Below are 18,863 nucleotides of genomic sequence, written 5' to 3'. Positions count from 1 at the left end.
CCGGGCGGGGCCGGCTCGGCGGGCACGACCGCGACCGCGCCGGCCGCCGCCGGGACGCTCGCGGCGGGCAGCCACCCGTCGAGGTACGCCTGGATCTGCCGGGTCACCTCGTCCATCGGCCGTCCCGCGTCCACCACCACGAAGGTCGCGGCCTCCGGCAGCGCCCGGTACGCGGCGTCGGCGGCGGTCAGGTAGTCCATCGTCTCGTGGTCGGTGCCGCGCTCCTCGATCCGGCGGTACGCCTCGGCCGGGTCGAGGGCGAGCAGGAAGGTGACCTGCGGCGGCGGGAAGAGCCGGTACCCGACCCGGGCCAGGCGTTCCCACCGCTGGCCACCGTGTGCCCGGATGCTCACGTACTGGCAGGCGGTGTACCGGTCCATCACCGCCGTCCGGCCGGTGAGCAGGCAGCTCACCAGGGCCGTCGCGATGGCCAGCCAGCGCAGCGCCGACTCCACGACGAGCAACCCGCTGCGGCCGACGAGGCGTTGGGCGTCCGCGCGGCCGACCCGGTGCGCCAGCCGGCCGAGCCAGCGGCGACCGCCCGCGTTGCGGTGGTAGGTGGCGGGACGGCCGGCGGCGGTGAGCGCCTCGGCCAGTCGGTACGCCTGGGTGGTCTTGCCCGATCCGTCGATGCCGATCAGGGCGACGGCGCGCAATCGGGCCCTGCCGCGCCGCGCCCGTCGTGATCTGGACACCTTCCACAGGCTATCCGACGCGCGCCCGTCCGCCCGGATGCCGGTTTTGTGGCCCGGCGTCACCGAACGCGCCGGCGGCAGGTGTGGACAACCGGAATGCCGGGTACGCAACCGGCAATCGAACGACCGGTCCGAGTGGGCACGACGGGAGGCGCAGATGGCGGAGCGCGGGGACGAGACGCTGGTACACACCCTGAAGAAGGTCGCCGCCGTGCTCAAGCAGTCCGAGATTCCGTTCGCGCTCGGCGGCAGCTTCGCCGTGTACGCCCACGGCGGGCACTCCAGCGACCACGACGTGGACTTCCTGATCCGGGGCGAGGACGTCGACCGGGCCCTGGCCGAGCTGGACACGGCGGGCTTCCGCACCGAGCGCCCGCCGGAGGACTGGCTGGTCAAGGTCTTCGACGGCGACCGGATGGTGGACCTGATCCACCGGCCGATCGAGACCCCGGTGACCGAGGAGACGTTCAGCGACACGGTGGTCCGGCCGGTCGACGCGATCCACATGCCGGTGCTGTCGGCCACCCAGTTGATGGTGCACAAGCTGCTGAGCTTCTCCCAGCACTACTGCGACTTCGCCCGCGGACTGCCGCTGGCCCGGTCGCTGCGGGAGCAGATCGACTGGGAACGGGTACGGAAGGAGACGCAGCACTCGCCGTACGCCGAGGCGTTCCTGGTGCTGCTCGACCGGCTGGACGTGGTGCCGTACGGCGGCCCACCGGGAGGGAAGGAAGCACCGTGACCGAGCATCACGACAGCGGCACCGGGCCACCCGACGAGTACGTCGAGGCGGAGATCCACCGGCTGCTCGCCGAGGATCCGGCCGTCGCCGAGCAGGGCATCAGCGTGGTCTGGACCGAACGCGGCCTCGTCCTGTACGGCGAGGTGGAGAGCGCGCACCGGCGCGCGGAGATCCTGCGGCGGGTCAGCGAGCGCTTCCCGGACGTGCCGGTCAGCACCGACATCGGGGTGATCCGGGCGCAGGCGCCCACGGACGTGGAGCAGTTGCCGTGAGGGAGGTGTCATGGTGATCCGGATCGCCGCCGTCGGCGACGTGCACATGGACGAGGACGTGGTGGGCCGGTTCCGGCCCGCCCTGGACGAGTTGCCGCAGCACGCCGAGGCGCTGCTGCTGGCCGGGGACCTGACCCGGCACGGCACCGAGTCCGAGGCGCGCTGCGTGGCGCGGGAGTTCGGCGGGCTGGGCGTACCGGTGGTGACCGTGCTCGGCAACCACGAGTACCAGTGCGACCAGGTGCCCCGGGTGGTGAAGGTGCTGGAGGACGCCGGGATCACCGTCCTGGAGGGCGACGGCGTGGTGCTGGAGTGCACCGGCGGCCGGCTCGGGATCGCCGGGGTGAAGGGCTTCGGCGGCGGCTTCGCCGGGCGGTGCGCCAGCGACTTCGGCGAGCCGGAGATGAAGGCGTTCGTCAAGACCACCACGGAGAGCGCCGACGCGCTCGGCGCGGCCCTGCGCGGGTTGGACTGCGACCTGCTGGTGGCGTTGACCCACTACTCCCCCGTGCCGGACACCCTGGCCGGCGAGCCGCTGGAGATCTACCCGTTCCTCGGGTCGTACCAGCTCGGTCAGGCGATCGACTCGGCGCCGACCGCGTTGGCCCTGCACGGGCACGCGCACCACGGCTCCGAGCGGGGCACCACCCCGGGCGGCGTCCGGGTTCGCAACGTCGCGCATCCGGTCATCAAGCAGGCGTACAGCGTGTTCGAACTGGGTGACCAGGTCGACTGACGACCGGGTTTCCGAAATCACCCGTCCGGGTATTCAGCGTTCATGGACCTCATTCTCTGGATTCTCGCAGTTGTCCTGGTGGTAGCGGGTGTGCTGGCGCTGTTCCGCCGGCAGATCCTGTGGGGCATCGTCCTCATCGTGATCGGGCTGTTGGTGGGCCCGGGCGGCGTCAGCATCTTCAGTTGACGCCGTCGACCGTCGAGAACCCTTCGACCCGCCGGGGTCGTCGGAACCGGAACTCCGTCCTCCCGACAGGAGTCCCCGGTCCCGGCGCCCCCGGCGTTCTGCTCCGGGCCCGCCCGCCGGGCCCGCCGACCACGAGCGGACCCGCCCCCGGCACCAGGGGCGGCCCGGCGTGGTTTGTTCCGGCCGGCGCCGGGCATCGTCATCGACATGGCTATGTCCGAGGGCGTCCGGCGCGACGCCGGCGCACGCACCTGGTGGGCCCTGCTGGGCTTCGGCGCCGCCGTGGCCGTCGCGGCGGTCGTCGGCGGGCTGGGCACCGGCGGGGCCGCCACCGAGTACGGCAACCTCCCACAGCCCGCCTGGGCCCCGCCGTCCTGGCTGTTCGGGCCGGTCTGGACGGTGCTGTACGCGACGATCGCGGTCGCCGGCTGGCTGGTCTGGCGCCGGGCGGGCTTCGGCCCGGCGGTGTACGCCTGGCTCGCCCAACTGGTGCTGAACGCCGTCTGGACCCCGCTCTTCTTCGGCGCCGGTCAGTACGGGCTGGCGTTCGCCGAGATCGTCGTGCTGTGGCTGGCGATCGGGGTCACGGTCGCCCTCTTCCGGCCGGTCTCCCGACCGGCGGCGCTGTTGATGCTCCCCTACTGGGCCTGGGTCACCTTCGCCGCCGCGCTCAACTTCTCGATCTGGCAGCTCACCATGTGAGCGGACTGTCGTTCGGCCCCGGTCGTCGTCGACCGGGGCCGAACCGCGTTCCGGGCGGCTTTTTCCGCGCTCCCGATCACCCTGCGGAGGCACCCGACGACGCTGGTGGGAGCGCGCCCACCAGGTGATCCTCCGGTTTCCGGATTGTTACTCGGTCGTGTCCGGTCAGGGGTGGACCCCGATAGATGAAAGCGCTTACATGTTGGCACGCCCATCGGGACCGGCGCTGCCCTTCGCGACCGCGCCGGCTAGGAAGGAGGACGGCATGGCGGTCTTTGCCAGACCACGCCAGGCCCTCGCGATCGCCGGCGTGCTCGGGCTGGCGCTCAGCGCCACCGCCTGCGGCAGCGGCGACAGCAGCGAGAACAACGCGGGCTCGGGGGACTGCTCCGCCTACGAGAAGTACGAGGGTCACGACGGCAAGACGGTGACCATCTACTCCTCGATCCGGGAGATCGAGGCCGACCGCCTCGACGAGTCCTGGAAGGAGTTCAGCGACTGCACCGGCATCGAGATCGACCACGAGGGCAGCGGTGAGTTCGAGGCGCAGCTCAACGTCCGCGTCGACGGCGGCAACGCTCCCGACCTGGCGTTCGTTCCGCAGCCGGGCCTGGTCCAGCGGTTCGCCACCGGCGGCAAGCTGAAGCCCGCCAGCGCCGAGACCAAGGCGATGGCCGAGCAGAACTACTCGGCCGACTGGCTGAAGTACAGCACCGTCGACGGCACCTTCTACGGCGCGCCGCTGGGCTCGAACGTCAAGTCCTTCGTCTGGTACTCGCCCAAGACCTTCCAGGAGAAGGGCTGGACGATCCCGGAGACCTGGGACGACCTGATCAAGCTCAGCGACACCATCGCCGCCAGCGGCACCAAGCCGTGGTGCGTCGGGGTCGAGTCCGGTGAGGGCACCGGGTGGCCGGCCACCGACTGGATCGAAGACCTGATGCTGCGCACCCAGACCCCCGAGATCTACGACCAGTGGACCACCCACGCCATCCCGTTCAACGACCCGCGGGTGGCCGAGGCGGTCGACCGCGCCGGGCAGATCCTCAAGAACGAGAAGTACGTCAACGGCGGCTTCGGCGGGGTCCGGAGCATCACCACCACCGCCTTCCAGGAGGCTGGCCTGCCGATCACGCAGGGCGACTGCGCCCTGCACCGCCAGGCGTCCTTCTACGCCAACAACTGGCCCGAGGGCACCAAGGTGGCCGAGGACGGCGACGTCTTCGCCTTCTACCTGCCGGCGATCGACCCGAGCAAGGGCAAGCCGGTGCTGGGCGGCGGCGAGTTCACCGTCGCCTTCACCGACCGTCCCGAGGTGCAGGCCGTGCAGACGTACCTCGCCTCCGGCGAGTACGCCAACAGCCGGGCCAAGATCGGCGACTGGGTCTCCGCGAACAACAAGCTGGACCTCGCGAACGTCCCCAACCCGGTGGACAAGCTCTCCGTCCAGCTCCTCCAGGACAGCAACACCGTGTTCCGCTTCGACGGCTCCGACCTGATGCCGGCCGCCGTGGGCACCGGAACCTTCTGGAAGGGCATGATCGAGTGGCTGAACGGCAAGGACACCGCCAGTGTCCTCTCCGGCATCGAGAGCAGCTGGCCGCAGTGATCTGACCCGGTGGTCCGGCCCGTCACCGCGGACCGGACCACCGGTCGCGGCCGTGACCCGGGGAGGGACGGATGGAGTTCGACGTCGTCGAACAACAAGGCAAGTTGTTGATGCTGCTCTACGGCCTGGTGGCGTTCGTCGTCGTGGTCGGCGGCATGCTGGTGCTGCTCGACGTGGTACCGGCCTGGTTCGCCCGGCGGCGGGAGGCGCGACTGGTGGCGGCCTCCGCCAGCGGCGCCCCACCGCCCGGACGGTACCCGCAGCGGGAGGGGATCTTCGCGCTGTTCTTCCTGCTGCCGGCCGTGCTGATGCTGCTGATCGGGCTGGTGGTGCCGGCGATCCGGACCACCCTCCTGTCCTTCATGGACGGCGACAGCCAGAACTTCGTCGGGCTGCGCAACTACGGCTGGATGTTCAGCGAGGACTCCATCGTCCGGGTGCTGACCAACACGCTGACCTGGGTCATCCTGGTGCCGCTGGTGGCCACCACGATCGGCCTGCTCTACGCGGTGATGGTGGACCGGGTCCGGTTCGAGGCGCTGGCCAAGTCGCTGATCTTCATGCCGATGGCGATCTCGTTCGTCGGCGCCAGCATCATCTGGCGGTTCGTCTACGCCTACCGGGGCGCCGAGCAGGAGCAGATCGGCCTGCTCAACCAGATGGTGGTCGCCCTCGGCGGTGAACCCCGGCAGTGGTTGCAGGACCCGCCGCTGAACACCCTGCTGCTGATCGTGATCATGGTGTGGATCCAGGCCGGGTTCGCGATGGTGGTGCTGTCGGCCGCGATCAAGGCCATCCCGGCGGACATCGTCGAGGCCGCCCGGCTGGACGGGGTCACCCCGTGGCAGATGTTCTGGCAGATCACGCTGCCGAGCATCAAGCCCGCGATGATCGTCGTGGTGGTGACCATCTCGATCGCCACCCTCAAGGTCTTCGACATCGTCCGGACCACCACCAACGGCAACTACGACACCAGCGTGGTCGCCAACGAGATGTACAACCAGGCGTTCCGCTACGGCGAGAACGGGCAGGGCTCGGCGCTGGCGGTCGTGCTCTTCGTCCTGGTGATCCCGATCGTGATCTACCAGATCCGTAACCTGCGCCAGCAGCGGGAGGGCTGACATGACCACCACGACTCCCCCGCTCGCCACCGGCGCCGCACGCGGCGGCACCCCGACCACCACGGCCGGCCGGGTCCGCAAGCGGCTGACCAGCCGTACCGCGACGGTCGCCTCGATCGTCATCGCGGTGGTCTGGACCATCCCCACCTTCGGGCTCTTCGTCTCCTCGTTCCGGCCCGAGGAGCAGCTCAAGACCACCGGCTGGTGGACGTTCTTCCGCGACCCGCAGTTCACCCTGGAGAACTACCAGCAGGTGCTCTTCGGCCGGGGGGCCTCCTCCGGGCAGCTCGCCGGGTACTTCATCAACTCGCTGGTGATCACCCTGCCGTCGGTGCTCTTCCCGCTCGCCTTCGCGGCGATGGCGGCGTACGCGCTGGCCTGGATCAACTTCCGGGGCCGGGACTGGCTCTACATCGGCATCTTCGCGCTCCAGATCGTGCCGTTGCAGATGGCGCTGGTACCGCTGCTGAGCTTCTTCTCCCGGGGGGTGAGCCTCGGTGGGGTGACGCTGATGCCGCCGTGGGACCTCGCCGGCGAGGAGCGGTTCATCCAGGTGTGGTTCGCGCACACCTGCTTCGCGCTGCCGCTGGCGGTCTTCCTGCTGCACAACTTCGTCTCGCAGTTGCCGAAGGACCTGATGGAGGCGGCCCGGGTGGACGGCGCCACCCACCCGAAGATCTTCCGCAGCATCGTGCTGCCGCTGATCACCCCGGCGCTGGCCGCGTTCGGCATCTTCCAGTTCCTCTGGGTCTGGAACGACCTGCTGGTCGCGCTGATCTTCGCTGGCGGCGGCAGCGAGGTCGCCCCGCTGACCGTACGGCTGGCCGAGATGGCCGGTACCCGGGGCAACGAGTGGCAACGGTTGACGGCGGGCGCGTTCGTCTCGATCGTCGTACCGCTGATCGTCTTCCTCTCCCTCCAGCGCTACTTCGTCCGGGGCCTGCTCGCGGGCAGCGTGAAGGGTTGACCCGACCGCTCTCCGCCGCCGCCCGGCACCGGGTGGCGGCGGAGGCGGTGACGGAGCGGGGTGTACGTGACGAGGATCGATGATGTCGCCCGACTGGCCGGGGTCTCCACGGCCACCGTCTCCCGGGCGCTGCGCGGCCTGCCGACCGTCTCGGCGGCCACCCGTCGTCGGGTGCTCGCCGCCGCCGAGCAGCTCCAGTACGCCGTCTCGCCGAGCGCCTCCCGGCTGGCCGGCGGGCGGACCGGGACGGTGGCGGTGGTGGTGCCCCGGATCACCCGGTGGTTCTTCAGCACCGTGGTCGAGGCGGTCGAGGAGTTCCTCCACGACGGCGGGTACGACCTGCTGCTGTACAACCTCGGCGGCCGGGAGCAGATCCGGCAGCGGGTGCTGCGGACGGCGAACCTGCACCAGCGCGCAGACGGGATCATCCTGGTCGCCACCCCGCTGCGCGCCACCGAGCTGACCGCCCTGGCCGAGCTGGGCCTGCCCGGCGTCACCATCAGCTCCGGCAGCGTCGTACCCCGGTGGCCCTGCGTGCGCATCGACGACGTGGCCGCCGCGCGGACCGCCACCCGGCACCTGCTCGACCTGGGCCACCGCCGGATCGCGCACATCTCCGGCGACCCCGACGACGAACTGGCCTTCACCACCCACCTCGACCGGCGGCAGGGCTACCAGGAGGCGCTGCGCGCGGCCGGGCTGGAGCCGGACCCGAGCCTGGACGTGGAGTCGGAGTTCACCATCGACGGCGGCACCCGGGCGACCGAGGAGCTGCTGCGCCGGGGCGACCCGCCGACCGCGATCTTCGCCGCCTGCGACGAGATGGCGATGGGGGCGCTCAGCGCGCTGCGCGACGCCGGCCTACGGGTACCGCAGGACGTCAGCGTGATCGGCATCGACGACCACGACCTAGCCGCGGTGCTCGGGCTCACCACCATCGCCCAGCCTGCGGCGGAGCAGGGCAGCCTGGCCGCCCGGATCCTGCTCGACCCGGTCGGCGGGGCGCTCGCCGCCCGCCCGACCGGCGCCACCGGCGGCGACCGGGCCGGCGCGCCGGTGTTCTTCCCCACCCGCTTGGTGGTCCGCGACTCCACCGCCCCGCCCCGCGCCGACTGACCGGGCCTGCGCGGGCGGGCCTGCGCCGGCGGGCCGGCCGACCGGGCTTGCGCGGGCGGCGTGCTGGGCACAATGAACGGGCGACCGGACGTCTCGACACACGGGAGAACGCCCTGAACACCAACGCGACCCACCAGGAAGCCACCGGCGGGGCCACCCCCGGCTGGTGGACCGAAGCCGTCATCTACCAGATCTATCCCCGGTCCTTTGCCGACGCCGACGGTGACGGCGTCGGCGACCTGCCCGGCATCACCGCCCGCCTCGACCACCTGGCCGACCTCGGCGTCGACGCGATCTGGCTGTCGCCGTTCTACCCCTCCCCGCAGGCCGACGCCGGCTACGACGTGGCCGACTACCGGGGCGTGGAGCCGCTGTTCGGGACGCTCTCCGACGCGGACCGGCTGATCGCCGAGGCGAAGGCACGAGGCCTGCGGGTCATCGTCGACCTGGTACCCAACCACACCTCGTCGGCCCACGTCTGGTTCACCGAGGCGCTGGCCGCCGCGCCGGGCAGCGCCGCGCGGCAGCGGTACGTCTTCCGCGACGGGCGCGGCCCGGACGGCGCCGAGCCGCCGAACGACTGGCAGAGCGTCTTCGGCGGGCCGGCGTGGAGCCGGGTCACCGAGCCCGACGGCCGGCCCGGCCAGTGGTACCTGCACCTGTTCGACTCCGCCCAGCCCGACCTGAACTGGGACAACCCGGAGGTCCGGGCGGAGTTCGTGGACGTCCTGCGGTTCTGGCTGGACCGGGGCGTGGACGGGTTCCGGGTGGACGTGGCGCACGGCCTGATCAAGCAGGCCGACCTGGCCGACTGGCAGGAGCCGCAGGAGATCCTCTCCGGGCAGGAGGTGGACAAGCCGCGCCCGCCGATGTGGGACCAGGACGGGGTGCACGACATCTACCGCCAGTGGCGGCAGGTCCTCGACTCGTACGGCTCGTCCGCCGAGGACGGGCGGATCCTGGTCGCCGAGGCCTGGGTGGAGCCCGCCGAGCGGCTGGCCCGGTACGTCCGCCCCGACGAGATGCACCAGGCGTTCAACTTCGAGTACCTGCTGGCGGCCTGGACCGCGCCGGCCCAGTACGCGGTGATCACCCGGTCGTTGGAGGCCACCGACGCGGTCGGCGCCCCGACCACCTGGGTGCTGTCGAACCACGACGTGGTCCGGCACGCCTCCCGGCTGGGGCTGCCGATCGGCACCCCGCGCCCGAACGGCATCGGCATCGGCGACCCGCAGCCGGACGCCGCCGTCGGGCTGCGCCGGGCCCGCGCGGCCACCCTGCTGATGCTCGCCCTGCCCGGCTCCGCGTACCTGTACCAGGGTGAGGAGTTGGGCCTGCCGGAGCACACCACGCTCCCCGACGAGGTCCGGCAGGACCCGACCTTCCGCCGGACCGGGGGCGCGCACCGGGGCCGGGACGGCTGCCGGGTGCCGATCCCGTGGGAGGCCGACGCCCCGTCGTACGGCTTCGGCCCGACCGACGCGAGTTGGCTGCCCCAGCCGCCGTCCTGGGCCGAGTACGCCCTGGACCGGCAGCGCGGGGTGCCCGGCTCGACGTACGAGCTGTACCGGGGCGCGCTGCGGCTGCGCCGGGAACACGGCCTGGGCCGGGGCACCCTGCGCTGGCAGGAGTCCCCGGACACGGTGCTCAGCTTCACCAACGGCGGGCTGACCGTGCTGACCAACTTCGGCCCGGACCCGGTGCCGCTGCCGGCCGGGGCGCAGGTCGTGCAGGCCAGCGCCCCGCTCGACGACGCCGGGCGGGTCCCCACCGACGCCACCGTCTGGTACCGCTGAGGTGTAAGGAGGGGCCCCTTGTTAACAGGCGTCTGTTAACAAGGGGCCCCTCCTTACACCCGCTACAGGCGGTTGGCGCGGTCGTGCAGGAGGGTGTGCACGGTGTCGATGTCGCGCGGGGAGGTCCGGGAGGCCAGCCAGTACATGATCCCGGTGGGCACGAAGAAGAGCTGGAACGCGGCCAGCCCGACCGCGTAGTTCAGCGGCGGCGGGAAGGCCGCCCGCAGCCCGTGGAAGACCACCCCGACCAGGCCGTTGCCGGCCGCCCGGCCGACCCCGTTGACCAGGTTGCCGAGGCTGTACACGGTGCCCCGGTGCTCGGGTGGGTTGACGTCGGCGATCAGGGCGAACCAGTTCGGTGAGTTCGCCGAGGTCAGGGCGAGGGCGAAGACGGCGGTGAGCAGGCTCAGCCCGACCGTCGGCTCGGTGACGACGCTGGACAGCACCGCCCCGACCACCGCGCCGGTGCCGGCGCCGTCGGGCACGTCGATGCTGATCGGCACGAAGAAGAGCACCACGTAGAACGGGACGGCCGCGAGGATGCCGACCGCCGCGACCAGCGCCCGCCCCCGGGGGGTACGCCGTTGCAGCGCGTCGCCGGCCAGCCCGCCCACGATCGAGAACACCCCGCCGAGCTGGAACAGGGTGGCGAAGACGCTGCCCACCACCACCGCCGTGGCCGCCGAGTACCCCTGCTGCTCGGCCCGCTCGGCGAAGAGCACCGGCAGCCAAACCAGCGACCCGAAGGCGGCCTGCGCGGTCAGCCCCTGCAGGATCAGCCACCGGTTGGTCCGGCGGTCGAGGATCCGGGGCAGGTCGGCGCGGCTGATCCGGTAGTCGTAGTCGGCCCCGGCGGCGAGCGCGTCGACCAGTTCCGGCTCACTCTGCCCGCGCCGGACGTCGTAGGTGAACAGGTACGCCACCGTGGCGACCAGCCCGACCACGCTCAGCAGCAGGAACGGCCGCCGCCAGTCGGTCGCGCCGAGCAGCCCGCCGGTGAGCGTCCCGGCCAGCGTGCCGACCCCCTGCGACAGGCCCCAGAAGCTCATCACCAGCCCCCGCCGCCGGGGCGAGATCAGGTCGGTGACCACCGAGAACCCGACCGAGCCGACCGCGCCGAGCCCGACCGCCGCGAGCAGTTGGGCGGCGAGGAAGGTGGCGTAGCCGCCGGCCAGCCCGCTGCCGGCGGTGCCGGCCGCCCAGAGCAGGGTGCCGACCATCAGCAGCGGCTTGCGGTTGGTCCGGTCCCCGACGTAGGCCCAGGCCACCGCGGCCACGGCGCTGACCAGGAAGCTCGCGGCGGTGACCAGCCCGATCATCCGCTGGGGTACGTCGAGGGAGCCGGCGATCGGCCCGTACAGCGGCGGCACCAGGCCGATCGCCACGTTGTCCAGCGAGGCGAGCAGCACGAAGACCACGACGCTGTAGAGCCGGTGCGCCGAATTCCCACCCCACGCCCTGAGCACCCGCGTCCCCCATCCCGACCGGTCCGACCCGCTGTCCACGGCCGCCCCCGCCTCAGCCGCCGGCAACGGGGAGCCGCCCGAGACGGGGAGCCGCCGGGACAGGAGATGCTTCGCGCGACCTGTCGAGCTGCCCCCACGAACGGGGCACCGGACACGGAGCACCGCCAGGCGGCACGCCCACCCCGCCCCGGGCATCGTCGCACCCGCCCGACCCGCCCTGGTGCCGCACCCCACCGACGAGGGCTGGTCCTCCGGGCGGGGCAGCTCGAAAGGACGGCCGGAACAACCAGCCGGGCAGCCGGGGCCGGCAGTCTCCCGGAAATCGGCGCGCCGGGCGACCCCGGCTGCGGCCCTGGCCCGCGATCCTGGCCCGCGATCCTGGCCCGCGATCCCGCCCCACGACCTGGCCCCCGCGACCAGGCAGCCGCGCCGGCCCGCGACCACGGCCAGGCGGTGGCCCAGCGCGGTGACCCGGACCGGGAGCCCAGGGCTTGGGCTCCCGGTCCGGGTCCAGGAGGACCGACCTGGTCCGGCCGGACCGCGACCCGGCCCCGTGGTCGCGGTCGCGGTGGGGCCGGGGTCAGCTGGGGAGGCGGTCGACGACCTGCTCGCGGGCGTCGGCGTACCGGTCACGGATGGCCGGGACCGGGTCGGCGGCGTACTCCTCGGTGCCGGCCAGCGGCCAGTCCGGTGCCGCCGCCCCGCCGAGGGCGACCCAGGCGGCCTGGCGGGCGGCCCCGTCGGCGACGTACTCCCCGGGCGGGGGGACGACCACCGGGCAGCCGAAGACCTGCGGCGCGATCCGGCGGACCGCCGCCGACCGGGCCCCACCGCCGACCAGCAGCACCCGCTCGACCCGGGCGCCCTGGGCCCGCAGCGCGTCGAGCCCGTCGGCGAGGGCGCAGAGCATCCCCTCGACCGCCGCCCGGGCCAGGTGCGCCGGGGTGGCGGTGCGCAGGGTCAGCCCGTGCACCGCGCCGGTGGCGTCCGGCCGGTTCGGGGTCCGCTCCCCCTCCAGGTAGGGGACCATGACCAGCCCGTCCGCGCCGGGCGGGGCGGCCAGCGCCAGGTCGGCCAGCTCGTCCAGGGTGACCCGGAGCAGCCCGGCGGCGGCGTCGAGCACCCGGGCCGCGTTGAGCGTGCAGACCAGCGGCAGGAACCGGCCGGTGCAGTCGGCGAACCCGGCGACCGTCCCTTCCGGGTCGGCGGCCGGGGTGTCGGCGACGCTGAACACGGTGCCGGAGGTCCCGATGGAGACGACCACGTCACCGGGGCGGGCGCCGACGCCGAGCCCGGCGGCGGCGTTGTCCCCGGCCCCGGGGCCGAGCGGCACCCCGCCGGGCGGTGTCCCGCCGGGCAGGACGGTGTCGGCGAGCGTCCCGGCCACGTCGGCCGGGCCGAGCACCACGGGCAGTTCGAGCTGCCGCCCGAAGGCCTGTTCGAGCAGGTCGGGGCGGTACTGGCCGGTCGCGGTGGACCAGTAGCCGGTGCCGCTGGCGTCGCTGCGGTCGGTCCGCAGGGCGGCCAGTCCGGCCGCCCCGCCCAGCCGCCAGGTCAGCCAGTCGTGCGGCAGGCAGACCGCCGCCACCCGGGCAGCCGCCGCCGGCTCGTGCCGGGCCAGCCAGCGCAGCTTGGTGACGGTGAAGCTGGCCACCGGGACGGACCCGGTCGCCTCGGCCCAGAACCGGCGGCCGGTCTCCCCCGCGCCGGCCTCGGCGACCAGGTCGGCGGCGGCCCCGGCCGAGCGGGTGTCGTTCCACAGCAGCGCCGGCCGGACCACCTCCCCGGCCTCGTCGAGGCAGACCATCCCGTGCTGCTGCCCGGCGACGGCGACGGCGGCCACGTCGGCCAGCCCACCGGCGGCCTCGGCGGCCGTCCCGAGCGCCTGCCACCAGGCTGCCGGGTCGACCTCGGTGCCGTCCGGGTGCGGCGCGCGGCCCTGGCGGACCAGCTCACCGGTCGCCGCGTCCCGGACGACGACCTTGCAGGACTGGGTGGAGGAGTCCACCCCGGCGACGAGCGGCATGGCGACCGGCCTCAGCGCGCGCCGAGCAGGTGCTCGACGGCGAGCTGGTTGAGCCGGACGAAGCCGTAGCCCTGCGCGCCGGCCCGGTCGACGTCGAACGTCTCGAACGCGGTGGTGTCGGCGAGCAGCTCGGCGTAGGACTCGCCCGGGTTGAGGGTCGGCGTGGCCAGGTCGGCGACCTTGCTGGCGGCCAGCGCCTCGGCCACCTCCGGGTCGGCCCGGAACGCCGCCGCCCGCTCCTTGAGCAGCAGGTACGTGCGCATGTTCGCCTCGGCCGAGGCCCACACGCCGGTGCTGTCCTCGGTCCGCGACGGCTTGTAGTCGAAGTGCCGGGGCCCGTCGTACGCGGGCACCCCGTCGGGGCCGCCGTGCTCCAGCAGGTCCACCAGGGCGAACGCGTTGAGCAGGTCACCGTGGCCGAAGACCAGGTCCTGGTCGTACTTGATGCCCCGCTGGCCGTTGAGGTCGAGGTGGAACAGCTTGCCCTGCCAGAGCGCCTGTGCGATGCCGTGGGCGTAGTTGAGCCCGGCCATCTGCTCGTGCCCGACCTCGGGGTTGAGGCCGACCCGCTCCGGGTGGGCCAGGGTGGAGATGAAGGCGAGCGCGTGCCCGACGGTGGGCAGCAGGATGTCGCCGCGCGGCTCGTTCGGCTTGGGCTCGATGGCGAACCGCAGGTCGTACCCCCGGTCGATGACGTACTGGGTGAGCAGGTCGACGGCCTCGCGGTACCGCTCCAGGGCGGCCCGGATGTCCTTGGCGACGTCGTACTCGGAGCCCTCCCGGCCGCCCCACATGACGAAGGTCTTCGCGCCCAGCTCGGCGGCGAGGTCGACGTTGCGCAGCACCTTGCGCAGCGCGTACCGCCGGACGTCGCGGTCGTTGCTGGTGAAGCCGCCGTCCTTGAACACCGGGTGGGTGAAGAGGTTGGTGGTCACCATGGGTACCACCAGGCCGGTCTCGTCGAGGGCCTTGCGGAAGCGGGCGATGTGCTGGTCACGGGTGGCGGCGTCGACGCCGAACGGGATCAGGTCGTCGTCGTGGAAGGTGATCCCGTACGCGCCCAGCTCGGCGAGCCGGTGCACGGCCTCGACCGGGTCCAGTTCCGGCCGGGTGGCGTCGCCGAACGGGTCGCGGGCCTGCCAGCCCACCGTCCAGAGACCGAAGGAGAACTTGTCGGCGGGGGTGGGACGGGGCGCCATGCTGAACCTCCGGGGGAATGGGACGGCGGCTATTTGTTCAGTGGTTGAATTATTTGGCGGCGCTGTGGCAGTGTCAAGTGGTGAGTCGAGCCAGCAGTCCGGCCGGCGCGGTCCGCCAGGCCAGCCTCCGGGAACTCAACCTCGCCGTGGTCCTCGGCCGGATCGCCGCCGCCGCCCGGCCGCCGTCGCGCGCGGAACTGGCCGCCGGCACCGGCCTCACCCGGGCCACCGTCTCGGCGGTCGTCGACGACCTGATCGGCGGCCGGCTGGTCACCGAGGCCGGACCCGCCCCGCGCACCGGGGCCGGCCGGCCCGCCCGGGGCCTCGTGCTCGCCGGGGACGGCCCGGCCGGTCTCGGGCTGGAGGTCAACGTCGACTACCTCGCCGCCTGCGTGGTGGACCTCGCCGGCACCGTCCGGCACCACACCGTGCACCGGGCCGACCTACGCCCGGTCTCCCCCGCCGACGCGCTGGCCCGGCTCGGCGACCTGGCCACCCGGGCCCGCGCGGACGCCCGCCGGCAGGGGCTCACCCTGGCCGGCGCCGCGCTGGGCGTACCCGGACTGGTCGGGGACGGCGGGCTGGTCCGGCTCGCCCCCAACCTCGGCTGGCGGGAGGTGGACGTCCCCGTCCTGCTCCGCCGGCACCTGCCGCCGGTCGAGCCGGTCACCGGGATCCCGCCCCTGGTGGTCGAGAACGAGGCGAACCTGGCCGCCCTGGGGGAACTGCACACCGTCTCCTCCGACACCGCCAGTTTCCTGCACATCTCCGGCGAGGTGGGCATCGGTGCCGGGATCGTCCTCGACGGCGCCCTCTTCCGGGGCGCACGGGGCTGGAGCGGCGAGATCGGCCACATCCCGATCCAGCCGGAGGGCCCGTCCTGCCGGTGCGGCGGCCGGGGATGCCTGGAGCAGTACGCCGGGCAGGAGGCCATCCTCACCGCGGCCGGCCTGACCTGGGCCGACCTGCCGGCGGACACCGCCGCGACCCGGTTGGCCGCGCTCGCCGAGGCCGACGAGCCCACCGCCCTGCGCGCCCTGCACGACGCCGGCACGGCGCTCGGCGTGGCGGTCGCCGCCGTGGTCAACCTGCTGGACCTGGACACCGTGGTCCTCGGCGGCGGATACGCCCCGCTCGCCCCCTGGCTGGGCCCGCCGGTGCTGACCGAGATCGGCCGCCGGGTGCTCACCGCCGCGTGGGCGCCGGTGACGGTCCGCCCGGCGCGGCTCGGGCCGGAGGCGGCGGTGGTGGGGGCGGCCGGCTCGGTGGTCCGGCGGATCATCGCCGACCCGAGCGGCTGGCTGGCCGGCCGGCGCGCTTCCTGGATGGGCGAGAGCAGGGCGACGTCGGTACGCTTGCCGGGAGGCAACGATCCCCCACGGTAGGGAGAGCGGTACCAGCATGCACAGCGGCCAGCCGACCGGGGCGTCCGGCGACGACCGGTGACCACGGCCAGACGGCCCGGTCGCGCCGGTCCGGTCGACGGTGGGCGGGTACCCGGTCCGCCGCCCCGGCCGGCCCCGGCCGCCGCGCCCGGGACCGACGGGCGGCTCGCCCGGGAACTGCTGGACGGACTCGCCGAGGCGGTCGTCACCACCGACCCCGCCGGCGTGGTGACGCTGGTCAACGCGATGGCCGCCGACCTGCTCCCCGAGGTGGCCGCCGGGGCGGAGCTGGCGCTGTGCCCGGTCCCGGCGCTGGGCCGGGCCGTCCGGGCGGGCGTGGACGCCTTCGACACCCAACACCACGGCCGGCGGCTGCGCGGCACCCGGCGACGCCTGGCCGGCGGCGGAGACGCCTGGTACGTCCGGGACGTCACCGAGGAGCAGGCCCGGACCGACGCCTTGCTCGCGGAGCGGTCCCGCACCGCCTTCCTCGCCCAGGCCGGCAGCCGGCTCGGCGTCTCGCTGCACCGGGAACAGACGCTCCGGACCGCGGTGACCCTGCCGGTGCCGTACCTGGCCGACGCCGCACTGGTCGTCCACCTCCCGCCCTCGCCCCCCGACGACGGGCCGCACTGGATCCGGTACGCCGACGGCGACCCCGCCCCGGCCAGCGGTACCGGCTCGGGGCAGCTCCCGGGCGGGGTGCCGGGGCTCGCCGAGGCGCTCGACGGCGAGGTGAGCGAGCCCAGCCCGTGGCTGGACGCGGAGCTGGCCGACCTGGCCGCGCTGCTGCCCGCCACCTTCGGCCGGCCGGGCGCCGTCCTGGTCAGCCCGATGACCGGGGCCGGTGGGCCGGCCGGCGCGCTGGTGCTGCTGCGCCGGGTCGACCGGGCCGGCTTCGACGCCCGCGAGATCGAGCTGGCCCGGGAGTTCGCCGCCCGCGCCGGGGCGGCCCTGGCCACCGCCGACCTGTACGGGGAGCAGACCCACCTGGCCCGGGTCCTGCAACACAGCCTCCTCCCGCCGGAACTGCCCACCGTCCCCGGGCTCGCCCTGGCCGGCGGGTACCGGGCGGCCGGGGACAGCCTGCGCATCGGCGGCGACTTCTACGACGTGTTCCGGACCGAGGGCGGCGCGATGATCGCCCTCGGCGACGTCTGCGGCAAGGGCGTCGGCGCGGCCGTGCTCACCGGCCGGGTCCGCCAGTCGTTGCAGACCCTGCGGCTGGTCGAGCAGCGACCGCTGGCGCTGATGGAGCTGCTCAACCGGGCGCTGTTCGACACGCCGGACGCCGCCCGGCGCAGCCAGTTCACCACCCTGCTGCTGGGCACGGTGACCCGGGGACCGGGCGAGGACACCCGGGTCCGGATCGCCGGGGGCGGCCATCCGGACCCGCTGGTCCTGCGCCCCGACGGCACCGTCACAGCGGTCCGGGTCGGCGGGATGCCGATCGGCGCCCTGACCACCGCCCGGTTCGCCGAGGCCGAGTTCGTCCTCGCCCCGGGTGAGCTGCTGGTCGCCTACACCGACGGGGTGACGGAGGCGCGCGGCGGTCCCCGGGACGGGGAGATGTTCGGCGAGGCCCGGCTGCGCCAGGCGTTGGCCTCCAGCGCCGGGCTCCCGCCGGCCGCCGTGGTCGACCGGCTGCTCCAGCTCGTCGACGAGTGGCTGGACGGGCAGAGCCACGACGACATCGCCATGCTGGCCCTGCGCGCGGCCCCCCGGTGACCGCCGGGACACCGGGGCCGGGCCGGGCGGCGACCGACGGCGGGCCACCCGAGGGGTCCGCCGCCCCGGTCGAGGGGCCCGCCGAGGTCGACCCGGCGCTGGTCGAGGCGTACCTCGGCTGTCTGGAGCGGGCCGACCAGCACGGGGCCACCGCGCTGGCGCTGGGGCTGGTCGACGCCGGCCGGTCGGTCGCCGACGTCCTGGTGGACCTCGTCGCGGCGGCGCAACGGGAGGTCGGGCGGCGCTGGCTGACCGGCCGGTGGAGCGTCGCCCAGGAACACGCGGCCACGCACGTGAGCGAGCTGGTGGTGACCGCGGTCGCCGCCCGGACGAGGACGCCGGGGCACCGGGGTCACGTCGTGGTGGCCTGCGTCGAGGGTGAGTGGCACGCGCTGGCGGCCCGGATCGTCGCCGAGGTGGTCCGGGCCGCCGGGTGGCGGGTGAGCTTCCTCGGGGCCAGCGTGCCGGCCCGGCACCTGGTGTCGTACCTGCACCAGACCGGGCCGGACGCGGTGCTGATGAGCTGTGTGCAGCCCAACCGGCTGGTCCGGGCCGCCCGGATGGTGCAGGCGTGCCGGTCGGCCGGGGTACCGGTGATCGCCGGCGGGCCCGGGTTCGGCCCGGACGGCCGGTGGGCCCCGGCGGTCGGCGCGGCGGCCTGGGGCGGGTCGGCCCGGGACGCCGCCCACCTGCTGGAACGGCACCGGCACCCGGACGGCGGCAGCCACCCGCCGGCCCCTGCCGACGGTGACGAGTACGTCGCGGTGCTGCGCCGCCGCCGGGAGGTGGTGGAGCTGACCCTGCGGGCGCTAAACCCGCCCGAGGACCGGGTGGACGACGTGGCGACCGGGGTCGCCCACCTGCTGGACGCGCTGGCCGCGGCGATCCGGGTGGGTGACCCGCAGTTGCTGGTGGACTTCGCCACGTGGCAGGTGACGGCGCTGACCGCCCGGTCCGGGCAGCCGGCGGTGCTCGACACGGTGCTGGAGCGGTGTGCCGCGCTGCTGGCCGAGCACCCGCGCGCCGGCCACTACCTGCGGCTGGCCCGGACCGCCGTGGCCGAGGGCCGATGACCGCCGGGCCGACGGCGGGAGGCCGGTGTGGCCGGGGGCCGACG

General features: G+C 74.0%; 17 protein-coding genes. 13 read left to right on the top strand and 4 right to left on the bottom strand.

Features of this window, described 5'->3' with window-relative positions; genetic code table 11:
* On the bottom strand, nt 1–695 hold a 695-nt coding region (locus AWW66_RS26540; protein ID WP_083978988.1), incomplete at its 3' end, for a dTMP kinase.
* Between AWW66_RS26540 and AWW66_RS26535 the strand changes: the two genes are divergently transcribed.
* The 10 genes from AWW66_RS26535 (at nt 631) to AWW66_RS26495 (ending at nt 9,942) form a co-directional block, all read left to right on the top strand.
* Nucleotides 631–1,437: a nucleotidyltransferase family protein gene (locus AWW66_RS26535; protein ID WP_342671941.1), complete on the top strand. Its 807-nt coding sequence runs from the start codon at nt 631–633 to the stop codon at nt 1,435–1,437. The two genes, AWW66_RS26540 and AWW66_RS26535, sit on opposite strands and share 65 nt — an antisense overlap.
* The gene (locus AWW66_RS26530; RefSeq protein ID WP_067371692.1) at nt 1,434–1,709 is read left to right on the top strand and encodes a hypothetical protein; all 276 of its coding nucleotides are present in this window, start codon (nt 1,434–1,436) and stop codon (nt 1,707–1,709) included. Before AWW66_RS26535 ends, AWW66_RS26530 begins: the two co-directional genes overlap by 4 nt.
* A 10-nt stretch (nt 1,710–1,719) precedes the next feature.
* Nucleotides 1,720–2,445, top strand: coding sequence for a metallophosphoesterase family protein (locus AWW66_RS26525; protein WP_067371689.1), 726 nt, complete (start codon nt 1,720–1,722; stop codon nt 2,443–2,445).
* Nucleotides 2,446–2,487: 42 nt separating this feature from the next.
* A complete protein-coding gene (locus AWW66_RS34625; protein ID WP_169807178.1) occupies nt 2,488–2,631 on the top strand; it encodes a GPGG-motif small membrane protein in 144 nt (47 codons plus the stop codon).
* Nucleotides 2,632–2,838: 207 nt separating this feature from the next.
* On the top strand, nt 2,839–3,333 hold the full coding sequence (locus AWW66_RS26520; RefSeq protein ID WP_067371711.1) for a TspO/MBR family protein: 495 nt from the start codon (nt 2,839–2,841) through the stop codon (nt 3,331–3,333).
* Nucleotides 3,334–3,598: 265 nt separating this feature from the next.
* The gene (locus AWW66_RS26515) at nt 3,599–4,942 is read left to right on the top strand and encodes an ABC transporter substrate-binding protein (RefSeq protein ID WP_067371685.1); all 1,344 of its coding nucleotides are present in this window, start codon (nt 3,599–3,601) and stop codon (nt 4,940–4,942) included.
* 71 nt (nt 4,943–5,013) lie between these two features.
* On the top strand, nt 5,014–6,063 hold the full coding sequence (locus tag AWW66_RS26510) for a carbohydrate ABC transporter permease (protein WP_067371682.1): 1,050 nt from the start codon (nt 5,014–5,016) through the stop codon (nt 6,061–6,063).
* Nucleotide 6,064: 1 nt separating this feature from the next.
* Nucleotides 6,065–7,030, top strand: coding sequence for a carbohydrate ABC transporter permease (locus AWW66_RS26505; protein ID WP_067371679.1), 966 nt, complete (start codon nt 6,065–6,067; stop codon nt 7,028–7,030).
* A gap of 66 nt (nt 7,031–7,096) precedes the next feature.
* Nucleotides 7,097–8,146 carry a LacI family DNA-binding transcriptional regulator gene (locus AWW66_RS26500; RefSeq protein ID WP_067371708.1) on the top strand — a complete coding sequence of 350 codons (1,050 nt, stop codon included), beginning with the start codon at nt 7,097–7,099 and terminating at the stop codon, nt 8,144–8,146.
* Nucleotides 8,147–8,259: 113 nt separating this feature from the next.
* Complete coding sequence (locus AWW66_RS26495; RefSeq protein WP_067371705.1) at nt 8,260–9,942, top strand: glycoside hydrolase family 13 protein; 1,683 nt, start codon at nt 8,260–8,262, stop codon at nt 9,940–9,942.
* A 62-nt stretch (nt 9,943–10,004) separates the two neighbouring features.
* On the opposite strand, the gene AWW66_RS26490 is transcribed toward AWW66_RS26495, so the two are convergent.
* From AWW66_RS26490 to xylA, 3 genes are all read right to left on the bottom strand, one after another.
* The gene (locus AWW66_RS26490; RefSeq protein WP_211272111.1) at nt 10,005–11,408 is read right to left on the bottom strand and encodes an MFS transporter; all 1,404 of its coding nucleotides are present in this window, start codon (nt 11,406–11,408) and stop codon (nt 10,005–10,007) included.
* A gap of 580 nt (nt 11,409–11,988) precedes the next feature.
* Nucleotides 11,989–13,434, bottom strand: a complete 1,446-nt coding sequence (xylB, locus tag AWW66_RS26485; protein ID WP_067371674.1) for a xylulokinase — start codon at nt 13,432–13,434, stop codon at nt 11,989–11,991.
* A gap of 11 nt (nt 13,435–13,445) precedes the next feature.
* The gene (gene xylA / locus AWW66_RS26480; RefSeq protein WP_067371671.1) at nt 13,446–14,633 is read right to left on the bottom strand and encodes a xylose isomerase; all 1,188 of its coding nucleotides are present in this window, start codon (nt 14,631–14,633) and stop codon (nt 13,446–13,448) included.
* Nucleotides 14,634–14,686: 53 nt separating this feature from the next.
* On the opposite strand from xylA, the gene AWW66_RS26475 reads away from it, so the two are divergent.
* The 3 genes from AWW66_RS26475 to AWW66_RS26465 are packed head-to-tail and all read left to right on the top strand — an operon-like array spanning nt 14,687 to nt 18,819.
* On the top strand, nt 14,687–16,018 hold the full coding sequence (locus AWW66_RS26475) for an ROK family protein (RefSeq protein ID WP_083978987.1): 1,332 nt from the start codon (nt 14,687–14,689) through the stop codon (nt 16,016–16,018).
* 57 nt (nt 16,019–16,075) lie between these two features.
* Nucleotides 16,076–17,746 carry a PP2C family protein-serine/threonine phosphatase gene (locus AWW66_RS26470; protein ID WP_245648502.1) on the top strand — a complete coding sequence of 557 codons (1,671 nt, stop codon included), beginning with the start codon at nt 16,076–16,078 and terminating at the stop codon, nt 17,744–17,746.
* Complete coding sequence (locus AWW66_RS26465; protein WP_083978985.1) at nt 17,743–18,819, top strand: cobalamin B12-binding domain-containing protein; 1,077 nt, start codon at nt 17,743–17,745, stop codon at nt 18,817–18,819. The genes AWW66_RS26470 and AWW66_RS26465 overlap by 4 nt, the downstream gene beginning before the upstream one ends.
* Nucleotides 18,820–18,863 lie beyond the last annotated feature (44 nt).

Origin of the sequence: Micromonospora rosaria, from assembly GCF_001567585.1 — a bacterium.
In the GTDB taxonomy this organism is placed as follows: domain Bacteria; phylum Actinomycetota; class Actinomycetes; order Mycobacteriales; family Micromonosporaceae; genus Micromonospora; species Micromonospora rosaria.
This window is presented reverse-complemented; position numbering and strand designations above follow the sequence as displayed.

What these genes read in the sequence shown, in the direction of transcription:
- AWW66_RS26510 (WP_067371682.1), top strand. Translation starts at nt 5,014, where the DNA reads ATGGAGTTCGACGTCGTCGAACAACAAGGCAAGTTGTTGATGCTGCTC.
- AWW66_RS26525 (WP_067371689.1), top strand. Translation starts at nt 1,720, where the DNA reads ATGGTGATCCGGATCGCCGCCGTCGGCGACGTGCACATGGACGAGGAC.
- AWW66_RS26520 (WP_067371711.1), top strand. Translation starts at nt 2,839, where the DNA reads ATGGCTATGTCCGAGGGCGTCCGGCGCGACGCCGGCGCACGCACCTGG.
- xylB (WP_067371674.1), bottom strand. Translation starts at nt 13,434, where the DNA reads ATGCCGCTCGTCGCCGGGGTGGACTCCTCCACCCAGTCCTGCAAGGTC.
- xylA (WP_067371671.1), bottom strand. Translation starts at nt 14,633, where the DNA reads ATGGCGCCCCGTCCCACCCCCGCCGACAAGTTCTCCTTCGGTCTCTGG.
- AWW66_RS26515 (WP_067371685.1), top strand. Translation starts at nt 3,599, where the DNA reads ATGGCGGTCTTTGCCAGACCACGCCAGGCCCTCGCGATCGCCGGCGTG.
- AWW66_RS26535 (WP_342671941.1), top strand. Translation starts at nt 631, where the DNA reads ATGCCGATCAGGGCGACGGCGCGCAATCGGGCCCTGCCGCGCCGCGCC.
- AWW66_RS26505 (WP_067371679.1), top strand. Translation starts at nt 6,065, where the DNA reads ATGACCACCACGACTCCCCCGCTCGCCACCGGCGCCGCACGCGGCGGC.
- AWW66_RS34625 (WP_169807178.1), top strand. Translation starts at nt 2,488, where the DNA reads ATGGACCTCATTCTCTGGATTCTCGCAGTTGTCCTGGTGGTAGCGGGT.